The sequence below is a fragment of the Liquorilactobacillus ghanensis DSM 18630 genome, from assembly GCF_001435235.1.
Classification (GTDB): Bacteria; Bacillota; Bacilli; order Lactobacillales; family Lactobacillaceae; genus Liquorilactobacillus; species Liquorilactobacillus ghanensis.
On sequence record NZ_AZGB01000015.1, the window covers coordinates 214952 to 232090 of the forward strand.

Below are 17139 nucleotides of genomic sequence, written 5' to 3' on the forward strand. Positions count from 1 at the left end.
TCCTTTTGCATTTATCTTTTTTAACTGCCAACAAAAAGAAATACCGATCGATTTAACAATTAAATCAAGCGGCATTCTCAATAAATAATTAACGATGAATATCTTGCCGAATCTCTGCTTTCAAGAACAGCCGGGTGACATCATATTCGATATCACCAATCATTTGTTCAAACATGCGAAAACCATCTGTTTGATACTCAACTAGCGGATTCAACTGACCATATCCACGTAATCCGATCGATTGTCGTAATTGATCCATCTCATCAATGTGGTCCATCCACCTTGAGTCGACCACTCGCAAAACAACAACTTTTTCGAATTCAAGCATTTGCGAAGCATCGTATAACTGTTTTTCTTTTAAACGATAGTTTGCTTCAGCACGGTCCATTAAATAGTTGATGATTTCTTCCGGTTTTTTGTCTGTCAGATCATTTAGCGCAATACTATCTTCATTGACCATAGCTGCAATTGCGAAATCAATAATTGCTTGCAGGTTCCAGTCTTTTTGATCGCCCTGTGTATGCATCTGCACGATATGTTCCACTGTTCGCTTAATCATTGGCATAATAACCGGTTTTAATGATTCATTTTCCATAATGACTTGCTGACGTTGAGAATAAATTACTTCTCGTTGCTCACGCATAACATCATCATATTGTAAAACCTGCTTACGAGTATCGTAGTTATTTCCTTCAACCCGCTTTTGAGCTGATTCAACCTGTCGACTAATCATTTTACTTTGGATAACGGCATCTTCATCGGCAACTTTAAATCGTTGCAGTAAGGCTTTTACCCGTTCTGAACCAAACCGCAGCATCAAATCGTCTTCTAATGAAAGATAAAATTGTGTAACACCAGGATCTCCTTGCCGACCAGATCGGCCACGCAACTGATTATCAATTCGACGTGATTCATGGCGTTCAGTTCCAATAACTGCTAAACCGCCAGCTTCACGAACACCCGGTCCTAATTTGATATCAGTTCCACGACCAGCCATATTGGTAGCAATGGTAACTGCTCCACGCTGCCCAGCATTCATAATTATTTCAGCTTCCTTGGCATGATTTTTAGCATTCAAAACTGAATGTGCAATTCCAGCCTGGTCAAGTAACTGCGATAACAGTTCTGACGTTTCGACTGCAACTGTTCCGACTAAAATCGGCTGACCTTTTTTGTGTCGTTGCTTTATATCTTCAATTACTGCCTTAAATTTACTTTTAAGTGTCGGATACAGCAAATCTGGTCGATCATCTCGAATTACCGGTTTGTTGGTTGGAATTGTTATAACTTCCATGTTGTAAATTTCCCGAAATTCTTCATCTTCTGTTTTAGCTGTTCCGGTCATTCCGGCAATTTTCTTATACATCCGAAAATAGTTCTGATAAGTAATATTTGCCATTGTCTTAGTTTCTTGCTGAATTTCTACCCGTTCTTTGGCTTCAATAGCCTGATGAAGACCATCAGAATAACGGCGGCCTTCCATAATTCGACCAGTAAATTGATCAACAATCATAACTTCGCCGTTGGAAACAACATAGTCTTTATCCCGTAGCATAATAAAGTTAGCCCGTAGAGCATTATCTAGATGATGAGTCAAGGCTGTATTGTCTGGATCATACAAATTTGTTAATCCAAAGTATTTTTCAGCCTTACGAATACCTTGCTCTGTCAAGGCAACTGATTTTGATTCCAAATCAATTTTATAATCTTTTTTCTCTGTTAATGTTTTAGCGAAGCGATCAGTTCGAATATATAAAGCAGTTGTGGGTTCAGCTTGACCGGAAATAATCAAAGGCGTCCGCGCCTCATCAATTAAAATCGAGTCAACTTCATCGACTACAACAAAATTTAATGGTCGTTGCACCATATCTTCTCGATAAACCACCATGTTATCCCGCAAATAATCAAATCCCAATTCACTATTAGTTGAATAGGTAATATCACAATTATAAGCTGCTCGTTTTTCATCGGCTGATTTATTGGAAACATTTAAACCAACTGTTAATCCCAGCCAAGTGTACAATTCACCCATTTCAGTTGCATCACGTTGAGCTAAATACTCATTAACAGTCACAACATGTACACCCTTGCTGGCCAAAGCATTCAAATAGACCGGCATAGTAGCCGTTAACGTTTTACCTTCACCAGTTTTCATTTCAGCAATATTGCCTTCATGCAAAACGATCCCGCCATAGATTTGAACTCTGAATGGGTATAAACCCAAAACTCGTTTAGCTCCTTCACGTACCACAGCAAAAGCTTCTGGCAGTAAATCATCCAAAGTTTCTCCAGCTTGATAACGTTTTTTTAGTGCCGGCGTTTGGGCCTGTAATTCTTCATCACTCAAAGCTGCCATTTCCTCAGCATGAGCTTCAACTTTATCGGCTATTTTTCCTAGCCGTTTAATTTCTCTTTTATCACTTTCAACCCATTTTTTAAGGACATTTACCATGTCTGTTTTCCTTTCTTAAACCACAATTCATTCAAATTAAATTTAAAACTATTATACAATATATAATACACCATTGTTATTTTATCATTGATTATTACTTTTTCAAATTGAGCACTAAAAAAACAAGCGATCTTAACCGCTTGTTAAAAAATAAATTGAAATTATTAAGAATCTTTATTCATCACTAGCTTCAATTAAACCATAGCGGCCATCTTTACGACGGTAAACAATATTAATGCCATTTGTTTCAGCATCTTCATAAATAAAGAAATTATGACCCAACATATCCATTTGCAAAACAGCTTCTTCACTATCCATTGGTTTTAATAAGAAACGTTTCGTTCTTACAATATCAAATTTCTTATCAGATTTTGCAGCTTCACTCTTCTCCACTGCTGCTTCGGCTACATCCAGTCCCTTGAAACCCTTCTCACGCGATTTACGATTAATCTTCGTCTTATATTTACGAATTTGACGCTCAAGCTTATCAGTGACTAAATCAACACTCGCATACATGTCAGGTGAGGTTTCTTCAGCACGCAGTACCAAATATGGAAGTGGGATAGTAACTTCAACTTTGGCTGTTTTATCTGAGTACACTTTTAAATTAACGTGTGCCGTTGAATTCGAGGTATCTTCAAAATATTTTTCTAATTTATTTAATTTTTTCTGAACATAATCCCGAATTGCAGACGTAACTTCGATATTTTCACCACGAATACTGTATTTTAACATAACAAACCTCTCCTTTCACAACTAAACATTGATAAATTGGCTTAACCTCTTTATCCTGTTATCTTTATTATATAAGAAAAACTGATATTTAACAATCAATATCCCCAAATTCAACGAGCCAAAGTAAGCGATTTAACATTGGCAGCACCAGCGGCTAACATCAGCGATCGGGCATGATAAAGTGTTCGTCCAGTTGTATAAACGTCATCAATCAGCAGAATTTTCTTGTCATTTACCTGAATTTTATCGTTCAATTCAAATGGTTGTGGCATTTTCAAACGTTGCTGCCGATTCCTTTTAGATTGAACGCCTTTATTGCTGTTCGCCTTTATTTTTAACAAACGTTTAAACGAAACCTTCTCAAGTAGTCCTTCTACTTGATTGAATCCTCGCTGCTGCCAAGTTTGATCAGAAATTGGAATTGGTACAGCTAACCAACCTTGATGAGTAAACTTTCCTACTTCTTTTGCTATTGCTGATTGAAAGAAAAGACGCCATTGATAATTACCATGAAATTTATAGTTAAGAAAGTAATCCTTCATCGCTTGATTGTAACAATATAATGCCCGATTTTTTAATAAATCTCCTGTAATTTTTCGTTGCCATTCATGACAGTCACTGCAAAGCTCAGGAGTTGTTTGAAAGCGACCGCAGCCTGAACAAATAGATTCAGATTTCAAACTGAGAAAATCAGCTCGACAAACAGCACAAAGATTTTCTTGTTCAATTGGCGTCCAACTAAAAAACCATTTTAATAATGATTTATTTTGTATCAGACGTTGGCACTTTAGACAATGCATTGTTATTTAATTTTGCCCCCTCGTGATTCAAGAACTTAATTTGTCGAATCGCTCTGCTTAAATTTCGATTCAGCATAGAACAAGCAAAAATAACTTCTCCTACGGGGCGTTGACTGCTGCGACCAGCGCGCCCGGCTATTTGAACTAATGCTTCCTCCGTAAATACCGGCTCATCCGCACCAATTACCAAAACATTAAGTTTGGGAAACGTAACGCCTCTTTCCAAAATGGTAGTTGTTATTAGCAATTGACAGCTTTCTTCGCGCATTTGTTGAACTTTTTCAATCCGATGTGGATCAGCTGCAAAAACTGTTGTCAAATGTTGGTTAGTTGTGAATTGCTTCAAACTAGTTTTTAATAATTCCAGTAAAGAAATTTGCGGCGCAAACACTAAAACTGGCCAACCGGCTTGCAGCCATTTTTGCAAAGGTCGAATTATATTCTGTGCTAATTTTTGTCGTTGTAGTTGTTTTTTCCAACTAGGTAGTAATATTATCTGCGGAACCGGTAATAAATGTCCATGAAACCGTAGTGGTAAATAGCCTAATTTAAGTTGATGCTGTTTTACCTTTCGTAACATTTCACTTGTCGGAGTAGCCGTCAACAAAAGTAAACTGCTAATTTTTTTTCGTGCATTGGTCACTGCCGTTTGCAATAAACGATTGCCTTTAAATGGAAAAGCATCTGCCTCATCAATAATCAGTAGATCAAAAGCATTTTTAAATTTCAGCAGTTGATGAGTCGTGCAAATTACTATTTGACTATAACGATAATCCATTGAACTCGAGCCATGAAGCAGGACCATTGAAGTTTGCTTGAAGGCTGCACTAAGCCGTGGGTACAGTTCATTGCAGACATCTATTCGCGGCGTTGCAATACAAATTCGTTCACGGCGCTTAAGTGCTGCCGCTATGGTCGGAAACAAGATCTCAGTTTTGCCTGCACCAGTAACTGCCCAAAGCAAAAAATCTTTTTTTCGACTAGTTTGTAGTTGTAAATCCACTGCACATCCTTGCTGCAAAGCTGATAGCTTTCCTGACCAAGTCAACGGTGCCGTTTGTAGTGGAAACCGGTTTGGTTCAGCTATGGTGTATAATAAGTCCTGAGATGTTAATCTGCCAAATTGAATACATTGAGGGCAATAATAATTGCCGTTAGGTAGGAATGCCAGCTGCTTATTGGTTTTTTGATTGCAGCGATGACAAATAATGTACTTACCAGTTATTTCAATTGCTGAAATTTTTTTAGCAGTTGCTGGTAAATAGGCAACATTTTCTTGGCCAGCGACTTTTACTAATCGACCGTAAAAATCTTCCAGTTGCACGTTTTCACCCCCCTTAAAAATAAATACGCAAAGGTGATATTCTTTTGAAAAAAGATTTCTTAACAATTGCTAAAACAGCACAAGCTGAATTAATAATCAAAAAATCAAATTTTATCGGCATCGTAGCCAAAACCAGTAATGAACCAGCGGCACAAGAATTTATTGAACATATTAAAGACAGCCATCCTAAGGCAAGACACCACTGTTTTGCTGCAATTATTGGTGACAAAGATCAAATTCAACGAGCCAGTGATAATGGCGAACCAACTGGAACTGCTGGTGCGCCAATTTTGAATGTCCTAAAAAAACAGCAGCTGCATAATGTAACAGCTGTTGTCGTTCGTTACTATGGAGGTATCAAACTGGGAACTGGTGGTTTAATTCGAGCTTACAGTAATGCAACCAGTGCTGCCATTGAACAAGCTGGTATCGTTCAGCAGATAAAAGCCGCTATTATAACTGTCAGCCTAGCATACCATCAATTCGATCTTTTAAATAATTATTTTGATCGACGTAAAATTAAACCATTTGATATCAAATATTCAGATAAAATTACACTTAAGTTTATGCTTCCGTTTACCGATAGTCAGTCAGCAATAAAAGAAATAACCGACTTACTGAACGGTCAGCTTAAAATTAAAATTTCCGCTTCAAAAAATATTGAAGTTCCCCTTGCTGCAAAGTAATTAGTCATATTTAATTGAACAAATTCAATTTGATTTATACTAAATTACATTCTACGCAGCCGCTGAAAATATTTTAGCCGGATGTTTTTTGGATTGATAGCTTGAATATGATAGTCAATCAACCTTTTTATACCAAAATTCTAGTAGTATGGTCTTTCATGTCAAATTGACTCGTGTGTGCGCAAAGCAAAATAAAAAACAGAACCAGAAGTAAATTAACTCCTAATTCTGCCTAAGTTTATTCGCTTATCACTCTAATTCGATAAACAACCATTTTTCAAAATTATGCTTACCTAATTACCAATTTCACTAACAAGCTAGTATTGTAAATCATTTATCCTTTTTATTTTTGATCTTAAACAATCGACCAATCCAATTAATTAATGGTCTCCGTTGTGTTCCAACTAACCCAATTGATTCGACAAATAACTCCAGACCAAATAATGTCGCAATCGTCAACAAAATAGAACCTAACAAATTTGAAAAAGGGTACAGTAGCGCAATGCATGAAAAAATCAACGAAATTCCATAAATCACTAACACTGTTTGTGTATGACTTAAACCAATTTCCATCAGGCGGTGATGTAAATGATGTTTATCAGCTTGTGAAATGGGCTTCTTATTTAAAACTCGGCGTAAAATCGCATAAACCGTATCCGTAATTGGTACTCCAAGAATTATTACTGGAATTACAATAGTAATAAAAGTCGCATTTTTTAGACCATAAAGTGAAAACACTGAAATCATAAAACCAATAAATAAAGCTCCTGTATCACCAAGATAAATTTTGGCTGGATGAAAATTATACGGTAAAAAGCCGAGTAAAGATCCTACCAAAGTAAACATCATGATTGCTACATAGGTTCCTGTTACATTTAAAAATAGATAACTAGTAATTCCACTCGTGATTAAAGCAATTATCGCCACTCCTACAGCTAAACCATCAAGCCCATCAATCAGATTAACTGCATTAGTAATTGCCAAAATCCAAATTAATGTTACTGGTAAACTAAACCACCCTAAATTAATTGTACCTAAAAAAGGCAGTGTCAAAGTGGTCATTCGAATTCCACTGAAAAAATAAACAATTAATGCTGCCAAAGTAATCCCGCATAGTTTTTGCTTGGGAGTTAATTCATAAATATCATCAATTATTCCAGTAATTATGATTGTTAATTCAGCTGCAAATAATGTCCACAATTGTTGTGGGGGATATTGCTGTCGCATAATGAAAAAGTTCACCAAATTAAAAGCGACAAAAATTGCTAATCCACCCATCGTCGGCATAGGTACTTTATTGACCCGCCGTGCGTTAGGTTTGTCCACTGCACCTAGCTTGAAAGCCAAATTGCGCACGAGCGGAGTTAAAATAAACGCTAATACCCCAGCTGCAAGTAAAGACGCAATAATTATAGACATACGCCGTCCTCTTTCTTTAATAATCATTCAAAGAAGAACTCCACCGGCTTTTTATTAAAACCCGCTCCTAAGCTCATTAAGATTCATTATACCATAGATTATTTATGATTCAGTATTTTAACCAGATAAAAGCAACTGATCATATTATTTTTTCAAATGATAGCTATAGGTTGAAATAATAATATTTTCCCGTGAATTCAAAACCGCTCGCAAACGCAAACTAGTCTGATTATGCAAAATGTTCTGCCACGGTTTACGTGGAACAAATTGCGGTACTAAAACGGTAGTTGAATAATTTTTCTTAGCTGAATCTTTAGCAATTACATCACAAAAGCGTACTACCGGGCCGGCAACAGATCGATACGAAGAATGCAGATCAACAAACCGGACATCCGGGAATGATTCATTAAACTCTTTAGCAGTTTCATGTTCTTTTTTGGGATTAGTGTCAAATGAAACATGCATTGCAATAACATAGTCACCAATTGAGCGAGCATAATTAATGGCACCCGTTGTCACATGAGTTACAGAACTGACCAGCACGATCACTGTAGCTCCCGCATAATCATGTAATTGTGCTTGTTCATTATTCAAACGCAGCTGTGAAGCCACCATTGTGTAATGTGCATGAATTTTGTAAAACACCAGCAACAATACCAACATAATAATCAAATATGGCCAAACATTGGAAAAGTGCAGCCAAAACAGAAAAATTACTAAAGCTAATGAAATAGCTGCTCCCAACAAATTAACCAAGGAATTAATTACCCAGTTGTGACCCCGTTCACGAAACCAATGAATAATCATCCCCGATTGAGATAAAGTAAATGGCACGAAAACACCAACTGCATACAAAGGAATCAACAAACTTGTTTGTCCATGAAAAATTAAAATCAAAACAATTGCCCCAATTGCCAGTGAAATGACCCCATTGGAATATGCCAATCGATCACCCTTATCCATATACATATGAGGCATAAATTTATCCTTAGCAAGATTATAAGCTAAAATTGGAAAAGCCGAAAAACCAGTATTAGCAGCAACAGCCAAAATCAAAGCCGTTGAAAACTGCAATAAATAGTAAAAAATTCCTTTACCAAAAACGGCTGCTCCGATTTGTGATAAAACTGTTTCATCAGAGCTAGGCATGATACCCAAATAATAGCTTAAAAAAGTTACACCAATTAAAAATAATCCTAAAAGTGCGGCCATAATAGCTAAAGTGTTAGCCGCATTTTTACGTTTTGGTTTTTTAAAGTTTGGTACTGCATTACTAATTGCTTCGACACCCGTTAATGACGAAGAACCGGCTGAAAAAGCCCGCAAAAACAGAATTAAGGTCATCCCGGGAACCGCACTGCCAACCGGTGCAGCTGCATGATATGTCAGACGACCAGTGGCAATATTAAACAATCCCCAAACCAACATCCCCAGTAAAACAATAACAAACGTATAAACTGGTAAAGTCAAAAATGAAGCTGAATCTTTCATACCTCGTAAGTTCAATGTCATAATAAACAAAACAATAAAAATTGCGATCGCAATACTATATGGTCGGAGCAGTGGAATAGCTGATGTAATTGCTTCAGTACCTGATGTTACTGAAACAGCGACCGTTAACATATAGTCCACTAATAACGAGCCACCAGCAACTAAGCCGATTGAAGTTCCCCAATTCTTAGTTGCAACTACATAGGCTCCACCTCCAGAAGGATATGCATTGATAATTTGCCGATAAGACATGGTTATTGCAAATAACAAAATCAACACAATTCCAACAGCAGGCAGTGCATACCAAGTTGCTGCTGCAGATAAAACGAATAAAACTGTTGTAATCTGCTCAGTACCATATGCCACTGATGATAATGCATCTGATGACAATAAAGCCAAAGCTTTAAATTTTGTCAGTGATTGCCCGCCCTCATCAGTTGTTTTAAGAGGCCGTCCAATTAGTAACCGCTTTAAATAACGCCACATTTCTATTTCTCCTTTGACGAAATTGATAAGATTACAGCTTCTACACTCGAAAACGATTGTTATTACAACTAAACGTTTTCTTAATCTTTATCAAACAATTTATCACAATTTTAAAAAGCCTGCATCTTTGACAGCTTTTGTTTTGTTACACACAACATTATAACGCTTTTTAAATTCAATAATGATTTCAATATTGTGACATAAAAATAATTCCATGGTAACGAATACTAGTAGCAAGTTTTCTGGCTAATACTATTTTTTATTCGATAACCCAAAAAGTAATTTTGTCTTTTAAAAAAATCATTATTCAGCTAATTTTATAAAAAACGTTTAATTAGCAAGTAATTATACTCGTTTTTTATTCGTAATTAAAGACTAAAAATCAAAGTCAGATCGTAAATTTAAAAATAATTTTATTATCAACAACTTATGTTACCATCAAAGAATTCATTTTGTTCAAATTTATTTTTCCAACAGGTTTACTCGTCGAAAAGTATTAAACAGTAATGTTTAATTGATGACCAAGAACAACACCTATGGACAAATTCAATATACAAATTGCCCAAAAAATATGAAGATGATAATTCAAACTTTGAAATTCATCTTCATATTCCCTTTAAAAATTATTTTTTTATTATCCTGGTAATTCTATTAATATAATTGACACGGACACTATGCTTTTTTACTTACCAAGCTGGTAAAGTATTACCCTTATAGTATTTTTCAATATTTTTCTTGGTTGCTGCTGTTTGATAAGCCTTAACAATTTTTTTATAAGTTGCATTATTCTTATTTTTCTTCAAAGTCGAAACTACGTTAATATACTGACCACCATTTTTTAAATGTTCCCGATAAAGTGCACTCTTTAATGGAATTTTAGCTGACGCGGCATAATTACCATTAATTACCGCAGCATCTACACTCGTTAATGAACGTGGTGTTTGAGCTGCATCTAACGTTGAAAATTGTAAATGCAAGCTATTTTTAACAATATTCTTAGGTGTAGGTAATTCTTTAGTATTGAGCTTGATTAGTCCCGCTTGTTGCAAAAGATTCAAAGCCCGTGCTTCGTTAGCAGCATCGTTTGGAATTGCAATTTTAGCATTTTCTTTCAAATCAGATAATTTTTTAATCTTTTTTGAATATAATCCCAGCGGCTGAAAATATGTATTGCCAATTGCTACAATTGAAGTGTGATTTTTTTGATTCCAAGCTGTTTGAAAATTGTAACTTTGGAAAGCATTTAAATCAATGTCACCATCTGCCAATGCCCGATTAGGTTGGTTGTAATCGGTAAAAGTCGTAATTTTAAGATTGATATTGTCCTTCTTTTTAACAGTTTTGGCAACACTTTCCCAGATTTGCTGATCTTGAGTTCCAACGACGCCAACTTTAACAACTTTAGATTTTTGACCACAACTCGTTAAAAATAATAACAGACCTAATAATGCAATAACTAAACTACTGAAACGTACCTTTTTCAAATTAACACTTCCCCTATCCCAAAGCTATTTTTTCGCTTAAAACTTAATTCGATACACTCAAACCCCATTTATAAAATTGTTTAATTCCATAATTTTATAATCTAAATATGACTTCTTAATAAGTTTTGGCAATCATTCATCTCACTCCCAGTTACAATTATTCGTTCACCTCTCAACTGATTAGCTTGTTTAAATAGCATCCCTAAAAATTCCATAGCTAAACTAACAGGCAACCATCCTTTGGTAATCGGGCTTCTTAAAAGTAACATAATAAGTTACTCATCTTTATTTAATTAACTTCTCAAAGCTTAATTCAAAAAATAATTATTGTCAATTTGAATTTACTTTCGAAAATAAAAATAATAATCTCTATTAGTTATCCACTCTTCCATGATTTTGTTCTCCTTGTGATCATTTATTGACTTCTCAAGGAAATCAATTATTAATTTAATTTTATTGCCTAGAACAAATCTAAAAAAAAGGACTGCAATAAAACTCAAAAGTTTCATTACAGTCCTTCTATCAAGATTTTCCTGTTGCTTAATTTAACAATAGTAAATCAACTGAAATTAATCAGTTTACATCATACCGCCCATATTAGGAGCTGGAGCTGCTGGAGCAGCCGGAGCAGCTTTTGGTTCAGGTTTTTCAGCAACAACTGCTTCAGTCGTCAATAACAAAGCTGAAACACTAGCAGCATTCTGTAAAGCTGACCGAGTTACTTTAGTTGGATCAACAATTCCTGCTGCAACCATATCTTCCCATTTATCTGCAGCAGCATTGTAACCAATGCCTGGTTTTTCAGCCTTTAATTTTTCAACAATAACTGAACCTTCCAAGCCGGCATTTTCAGCAATCTGACGTACAGGTTCTTCCAATGCTCGTTTAACAATATTAATTCCAGTCTGAACATCGCCACTTTCTTTCAAACTAGCAACATCCTTGATGACATTAATCAAAGCAGTACCACCACCAGCAACAAATCCTTCTTGGACAGCTGCACGTGTAGCGTTCAAAGCATCTTCAATACGATATTTGCGTTCTTTCAATTCAGTTTCAGTTGCTGCACCTACTTTAACAACTGCAACACCACCAGCTAATTTAGCCAAACGTTCTTGTAATTTTTCCCGATCAAAATCAGAAGTCGTTTCAGCAAGCTGTTTCTTAATTGTTTGTACTCGTTCTGCAATTTGTGCCTTATCGCCAGCACCTTCAACAATTGTTGTCTTCTCTTTAGTAATGGTAATTTTGCCTGCAGAACCAAGTTGTTCAATCTTAGTATCCTTCAATTGAAGTCCAAGATCATCAGTAATCAAAGTTGCACCTGTCAAAGTAGCGATATCCTGCAACATTTCTTTACGACGATCACCAAATCCAGGAGCCTTAACCGCTACAACATTGAAGGTTCCACGAATTTTATTCAAAACAAGTGTTGGCAAAGCTTCACCATCTACATCGTCGGCAATGATCAACAATGGACGTCCTTGTTCAACAATAGACTGCAACAAGTTCAAAATTTCTTGAATGTTTGAAATCTTCTTATCTGTAATCAAGACATATGGATTATCAAGATCAGCTTCCATCTTATCATTATCTGTTACCATGTATTGTGATAAGTAGCCACGATCAAACTGCATTCCTTCAACTACATCTAATGAAGTATCAATTCCCTTTGATTCTTCAATGGTAATAACACCGTCATTGCCAACCTTTTCCATTGCATCAGCAATTAATTTACCAACTTCTTCGTTAGCTGAAGAAATTGAAGCAATTTGGGCAATATCACTTTTAGATTCAACTTTATGTGACATTTCATGCAGTGCATCAACAGCTTTTTTAGTAGCTAATTCAATTCCACGCCGAATTCCGACCGGATTTGCACCAGCTGTTACATTCTTCATTCCTTCAGTTACAATCGCCTGTGCCAAAACTGTAGCTGTAGTAGTTCCATCACCAGCAACATCATTGGTCTTTGAAGCAACTTCTGAAACCAATTTTGCACCCATGTTTTCAAAATGATCAGCTAGTTCAACCGACTTGGCAATAGTAACCCCATCATTAGTAATGGTTGGAGAACCATAAGATTGTTCCAAAACGACATTTCTGCCTTTCGGTCCCAAAGTAGATTTAACCGTATTTGCTAATTTATCAACCCCAGCAAGTAATTTTGCTCTTGCATCTTCAGAAAATTTAACTTCTTTTGCCATTAAAAATTCACCTCATCATCAAATTTTAAGTAATAAATCTTTTTTACAAATGTTAAGCCAATGCTAATTATTCAACAACAGCAACAATATCTTTTTCATGAACAACTAAATATTCTTTGCCTGCATACTTAACTTCAGTGCCTGCATATTTGTCAAAAATTACCAAATCATTTGGCTTAACCGACAAAGCCACCTTTTCTCCGTTATCAAGTACACGACCGTCACCTACTGCAACGATTTTGCCAGTTTGCGGTTTCTCTTGGGCATTGCTTGCCAGCACAATTCCACCAACTGTCTTTTCTTCATCTTTTTGAACTTCTAAAATAACGCGATCTCCTAAAGGTTTAAGCACTCTGTATCCCTCCAATATTAATTATGTTTTAGCACTCATCTACTCTAAGTGCTAACCACAGTTATTACTATAATCAATTTATTTGTTAATTGCAAGTGATTTATCACTCGAACATTGCAACTGCTAAATTATGGTATAATAACCAAAGTAATTCAGCTAAGGAGGTCACTAATGGCACTACGAAAAAATTCTCTGTGGCTATTAGTCAGTTATCTGATTGTTTCGGTCTGTTTAACCGCTATTAGTCATTTATTTAAAACCAGCTCACTTCTCTACTATTTACTGGCTGCCGTTGGTTTAATCGGTGCAATTATTATGTATCTTGCCAATCAACGGTTTGCTGCTTATCAAAATTGGCTGGAGAAAAAAACGGTGTCCCGCTGGAAAATATTACTTTTAGCCTTCGGTGGAGCAATCATCTTACTGCTGGCTCAGCAACTTTGCTTTTGGTTAGAAAAAATATTGTTGCAGCAGACTATGATTTCCCAAAACACCACGGCTATGCTGACCATCATTAAAAACTATCCGATTTATTTGATTTATGTATTGGTTGCCGCACCAATCATGGAAGAATTGGTTTTCCGCAAAGCAATTTTTGGCAATTTGATCACCTTAACCAATCCACTAATTGCTGGAATTATTTCCTGTTTGCTTTTCAGTGTAGTTCATGCTGATGGTCATTTTTTGACCTACGCAATAATTGGCGGTATATTATGCTGGATCTATGCTAAAAGTGGACGTTTGCAATCTTCCATGATTGCTCATATGCTAATGAATTTGGTAATTGTTATTATCAGTTTCAAATAAAAAAGCAGTCTTGCTAAAAAATAGCGACTGCCTTTATTTGTAATTAAGCCTAAGCATCATTTTCGTTATGTGAACCAAATTTGTCCAAAAAATAAATTAATGTCTGCAATTCATTAGTTAGATCAACATTTTGAACTCTAACTGTATTAGGAACTGTGATTCGCAGTGGCGTAAAATTCAAAATTCCCTTTACGCCCACTTCCACCAGTTCGTTCGTTACTTCTTGAGCTACTGGTGCTGGGACAGTTAAAATCACAATTTCGATTTGTTGAACTGTCAATTGCTCTTTCATATCATTCATGTGATAAACTGGAACGCCACTTTGAATGGTTCCAGTAATATCTTCATTGATATCAAAAGCAGCACTGATGCGAACATTGTTACTTTGGTGAAAATTATAATTTAACAAAGCATGTCCTAAGTTGCCAACACCAATCAATGCAACATTGGTCAACTTGTCTTGTTTCAAGGTCTTTCGGAAAAAAGCTAATAAATTTTCGACATCATAACCGTATCCTCGCTTACCCAAAGCACCGAAATACGAAAAATCACGTCGAATGGTTGCAGAATCAACCTTGACAGCATCGGCCAGTTCAGTTGAAGATACCCGCTGCTTGCCGGCATCTGATAAAAAGTGCAGATAACGATAATAAATTGGTAACCGCTTGGCTGTTGCATGCGGAATTTTAGTATTTGCCATAATTTTCTCCTCTCGCGAGAATAGTATTTTCAATAAATTCAATAATTGTCTTATTAAAAGCTTTTACAAACATTTTTCACAATTCACAAAACAAAGTATTGTTTATTTTTTCCTTAACTATGCTACACTAAATTCGTTTCGTATGCAATGAGAAAGCTAGCTCTTTTTTGATAATTCACAAACTTTCAAAAAACAGCTTCACAAATTGTCTCAAGGAAGTGATCTAATTGATTTTATTGCAAGTTCAACACGTCGCACGTTTATTCGGCGCTGACGTTCTTTTTAAAAATATTGATTTGAATATTCAAGAAAATTCACGAATTGCGCTGGTCGGTCGAAATGGCGTCGGCAAATCAACGTTATTAAAAATAATCATGGAACAACAACCGGCTGATCAAGGCGAGATAACTAAAACTAAAAACCTAACGATTGGGTATCTTGCACAAGATACGGGTCTAGCTTCAACTAACACTATTTATAAAGAAATGCTCCAAGTTTTTGAGCCCTTAAGAAAAATGGAACAAAAAATTCATCAATTGGAGCAACAGATTGCCTCAGCATCCCAGTCTCAAACCGCTCCAACTAAAGAATATCAACGCTTATTGGCGCAATACGACCAGTTGCAGCATGATTTTAAAGAAAAAAATGGTTATGGTTACCAAGCTGAAATTCGTTCCGTGCTTCATGGATTTAAATTTAACGAAGAAGATTATGACAAAAAAATCACCAGTCTTTCTGGCGGTCAAAAAACCCGACTTGCTTTAGCAAAACTATTATTGGAAAAACGTGATCTTCTAATCCTTGATGAACCAACCAACCATCTAGACATTGAAACCCTTAATTGGCTGGAAAATTATTTGCAGGGATATACCGGGGCTTTACTGCTTGTTTCCCATGATCGTTATTTTCTTGATAAAATTGCGCATGATGTTTATGAACTAACACCCACGGCTGCTGTTCATTATTCTGGTAATTATTCAGCTTATATCAACAAAAAAAAGCTGCGCCTGCAGCAACAAGAAAAAGCTTACGAAAAACAGCAAGAAAAAATTGATAAACTAGAAGATTTTGTCAAAAAAAATATTGTCCGTGCTTCAACAACCAAACGAGCACAGAGCCGACGAAAACAATTAGAAAAAATTGATCGGTTAGAAAAACCTAAAAATCAGCAAAAAGGACCACGTTTTTCATTTACAGCTGAACATTCAAGCGGCAACCTAGTTTTAAGTGTCAAGCAAGCTTATATTGGCTACCAAAAAAAGCCACTTGCTGGGCCAATTAATTTTGAGCTCCGGCAAAAACAAATTATGGCAATCGTTGGACCAAATGGTGTCGGAAAATCGACTCTTTTAAAAAGCATTCTCGGCAAAATTCCTTTTATTTCAGGAAGCAGTCGTTTCGGAGCGCAAGTTGATCCTGGTTATTACGACCAAGAGCTGCATAATTTAACTGCTGATAAAAGTGTTTTAAATGAAGTTTGGGATGATCACCCCACAATGCCAGAAAAAGATATTCGTTCCATTTTGGGAAGCTTTTTATTCCGGGGTTCAGATGTTGCTAAAATTGTCAGCCAATTATCTGGTGGTGAAAAAGCTCGACTTTTACTGACAAAATTAGCCTTAAACCATCATAATCTGCTGTTGTTCGATGAACCGACTAATCACTTGGATATTGAAAGCAAAGAAGTGCTTGAACAAGCCCTGCTTGATTTTGATGGTACAGTATTATTCGTTTCACATGACCGTTACTTTATTAATAAAGTTGCTTCACAAGTACTCGAACTTAGCGCTCAAGGCGGGCAATTGTTCCTAGGGGACTATGACTATTACATAGCCAAAAAAGCCGAACAACAATTATTAGCTGCACAAGCAGCTGAGAAAACAGCAACTACTCCAACAAATCAGGAAAAGCAGCCAACTATCCCTGCTGATTACCAAGAGAGAAAGCAACAACAACGTGAAAAGCGAAAATTAGAACGAACTGTTGCTGCGTTAGAAAAAGAGCTTGAAGAATTAGAAACTGCTGCTGATGCGATTCAGCAAGCCATGGCAGAATCAGTAAATTACACCGATCCGGTAAAAATTAAAAAACTGCAAACTCAATTAACTGACAATCAACAAACTCAGCAGCAAATTGAATCAAAATGGGAAACAGCTGCTGCTGAACTTGAAAAATTAGAATAAAATTACTCACAAA

The 17139-nt window shown here is 36.1% G+C and carries 14 protein-coding genes; 3 read left to right on the forward strand and 11 right to left on the reverse strand.

Annotated features, from left to right (window positions below; genetic code table 11):
• Nucleotides 1–88: 88 nt before the first annotated feature.
• The 4 genes from secA to FC89_RS05205 all read right to left on the reverse strand — a co-directional run bounded on the left by secA (nucleotide 89) and on the right by FC89_RS05205 (nucleotide 5311).
• On the reverse strand, nucleotides 89–2452 hold the full coding sequence (gene secA, locus FC89_RS05190) for a preprotein translocase subunit SecA (RefSeq protein WP_057871480.1): 2364 nt from the start codon (nucleotides 2450–2452) through the stop codon (nucleotides 89–91).
• Between the two features lie 174 nt (nucleotides 2453–2626).
• On the reverse strand, nucleotides 2627–3187 hold the full coding sequence (gene hpf / locus FC89_RS05195; protein ID WP_057871481.1) for a ribosome hibernation-promoting factor, HPF/YfiA family: 561 nt from the start codon (nucleotides 3185–3187) through the stop codon (nucleotides 2627–2629).
• A 110-nt stretch (nucleotides 3188–3297) separates the two neighbouring features.
• Nucleotides 3298–3987: a ComF family protein gene (locus tag FC89_RS05200; protein WP_057871482.1), complete on the reverse strand. Its 690-nt coding sequence runs from the start codon at nucleotides 3985–3987 to the stop codon at nucleotides 3298–3300.
• Nucleotides 3950–5311 (reverse strand): ATP-dependent helicase ComFA, encoded by a 1362-nt coding sequence (locus tag FC89_RS05205; protein ID WP_057871483.1) that lies wholly within the window; start codon nucleotides 5309–5311, stop codon nucleotides 3950–3952. Before FC89_RS05205 ends, FC89_RS05200 begins: the two co-directional genes overlap by 38 nt.
• Before the next feature lie 44 nt (nucleotides 5312–5355).
• Between FC89_RS05205 and FC89_RS05210 the strand changes: the two genes are divergently transcribed.
• Nucleotides 5356–5997: a YigZ family protein gene (locus tag FC89_RS05210; protein WP_057871484.1), complete on the forward strand. Its 642-nt coding sequence runs from the start codon at nucleotides 5356–5358 to the stop codon at nucleotides 5995–5997.
• Between the two features lie 330 nt (nucleotides 5998–6327).
• Here FC89_RS05210 and FC89_RS05215 read toward each other — a convergent pair whose 3' ends face one another.
• The 6 genes from FC89_RS05215 to groES all read right to left on the reverse strand — a co-directional run bounded on the left by FC89_RS05215 (nucleotide 6328) and on the right by groES (nucleotide 13436).
• Complete coding sequence (locus FC89_RS05215; RefSeq protein ID WP_057871485.1) at nucleotides 6328–7416, reverse strand: glycosyltransferase family 4 protein; 1089 nt, start codon at nucleotides 7414–7416, stop codon at nucleotides 6328–6330.
• Nucleotides 7417–7560: 144 nt separating this feature from the next.
• Nucleotides 7561–9393, reverse strand: coding sequence for an APC family permease (locus FC89_RS05220; protein ID WP_057871486.1), 1833 nt, complete (start codon nucleotides 9391–9393; stop codon nucleotides 7561–7563).
• Between the two features lie 686 nt (nucleotides 9394–10079).
• The gene (locus tag FC89_RS05225) at nucleotides 10080–10877 is read right to left on the reverse strand and encodes a MetQ/NlpA family ABC transporter substrate-binding protein (RefSeq protein ID WP_057871487.1); all 798 of its coding nucleotides are present in this window, start codon (nucleotides 10875–10877) and stop codon (nucleotides 10080–10082) included.
• Nucleotides 10878–10978: 101 nt separating this feature from the next.
• Nucleotides 10979–11146, reverse strand: a complete 168-nt coding sequence (locus tag FC89_RS12555) for a hypothetical protein (protein WP_157060662.1) — start codon at nucleotides 11144–11146, stop codon at nucleotides 10979–10981.
• 309 nt (nucleotides 11147–11455) lie between these two features.
• Nucleotides 11456–13084 carry a chaperonin GroEL gene (groL, locus tag FC89_RS05230; protein WP_057871488.1) on the reverse strand — a complete coding sequence of 543 codons (1629 nt, stop codon included), beginning with the start codon at nucleotides 13082–13084 and terminating at the stop codon, nucleotides 11456–11458.
• Between the two features lie 67 nt (nucleotides 13085–13151).
• Complete coding sequence (gene groES, locus FC89_RS05235; protein ID WP_057871489.1) at nucleotides 13152–13436, reverse strand: co-chaperone GroES; 285 nt, start codon at nucleotides 13434–13436, stop codon at nucleotides 13152–13154.
• Nucleotides 13437–13607: 171 nt separating this feature from the next.
• Between groES and FC89_RS05240 the strand changes: the two genes are divergently transcribed.
• Complete coding sequence (locus FC89_RS05240; RefSeq protein ID WP_057871490.1) at nucleotides 13608–14243, forward strand: CPBP family intramembrane glutamic endopeptidase; 636 nt, start codon at nucleotides 13608–13610, stop codon at nucleotides 14241–14243.
• A 49-nt stretch (nucleotides 14244–14292) separates the two neighbouring features.
• On the opposite strand, the gene FC89_RS05245 is transcribed toward FC89_RS05240, so the two are convergent.
• Nucleotides 14293–14943 carry a redox-sensing transcriptional repressor Rex gene (locus FC89_RS05245; protein WP_057871491.1) on the reverse strand — a complete coding sequence of 217 codons (651 nt, stop codon included), beginning with the start codon at nucleotides 14941–14943 and terminating at the stop codon, nucleotides 14293–14295.
• Between the two features lie 227 nt (nucleotides 14944–15170).
• Between FC89_RS05245 and FC89_RS05250 the strand changes: the two genes are divergently transcribed.
• Complete coding sequence (locus FC89_RS05250; protein WP_057871492.1) at nucleotides 15171–17126, forward strand: ABC-F family ATP-binding cassette domain-containing protein; 1956 nt, start codon at nucleotides 15171–15173, stop codon at nucleotides 17124–17126.
• Nucleotides 17127–17139 lie beyond the last annotated feature (13 nt).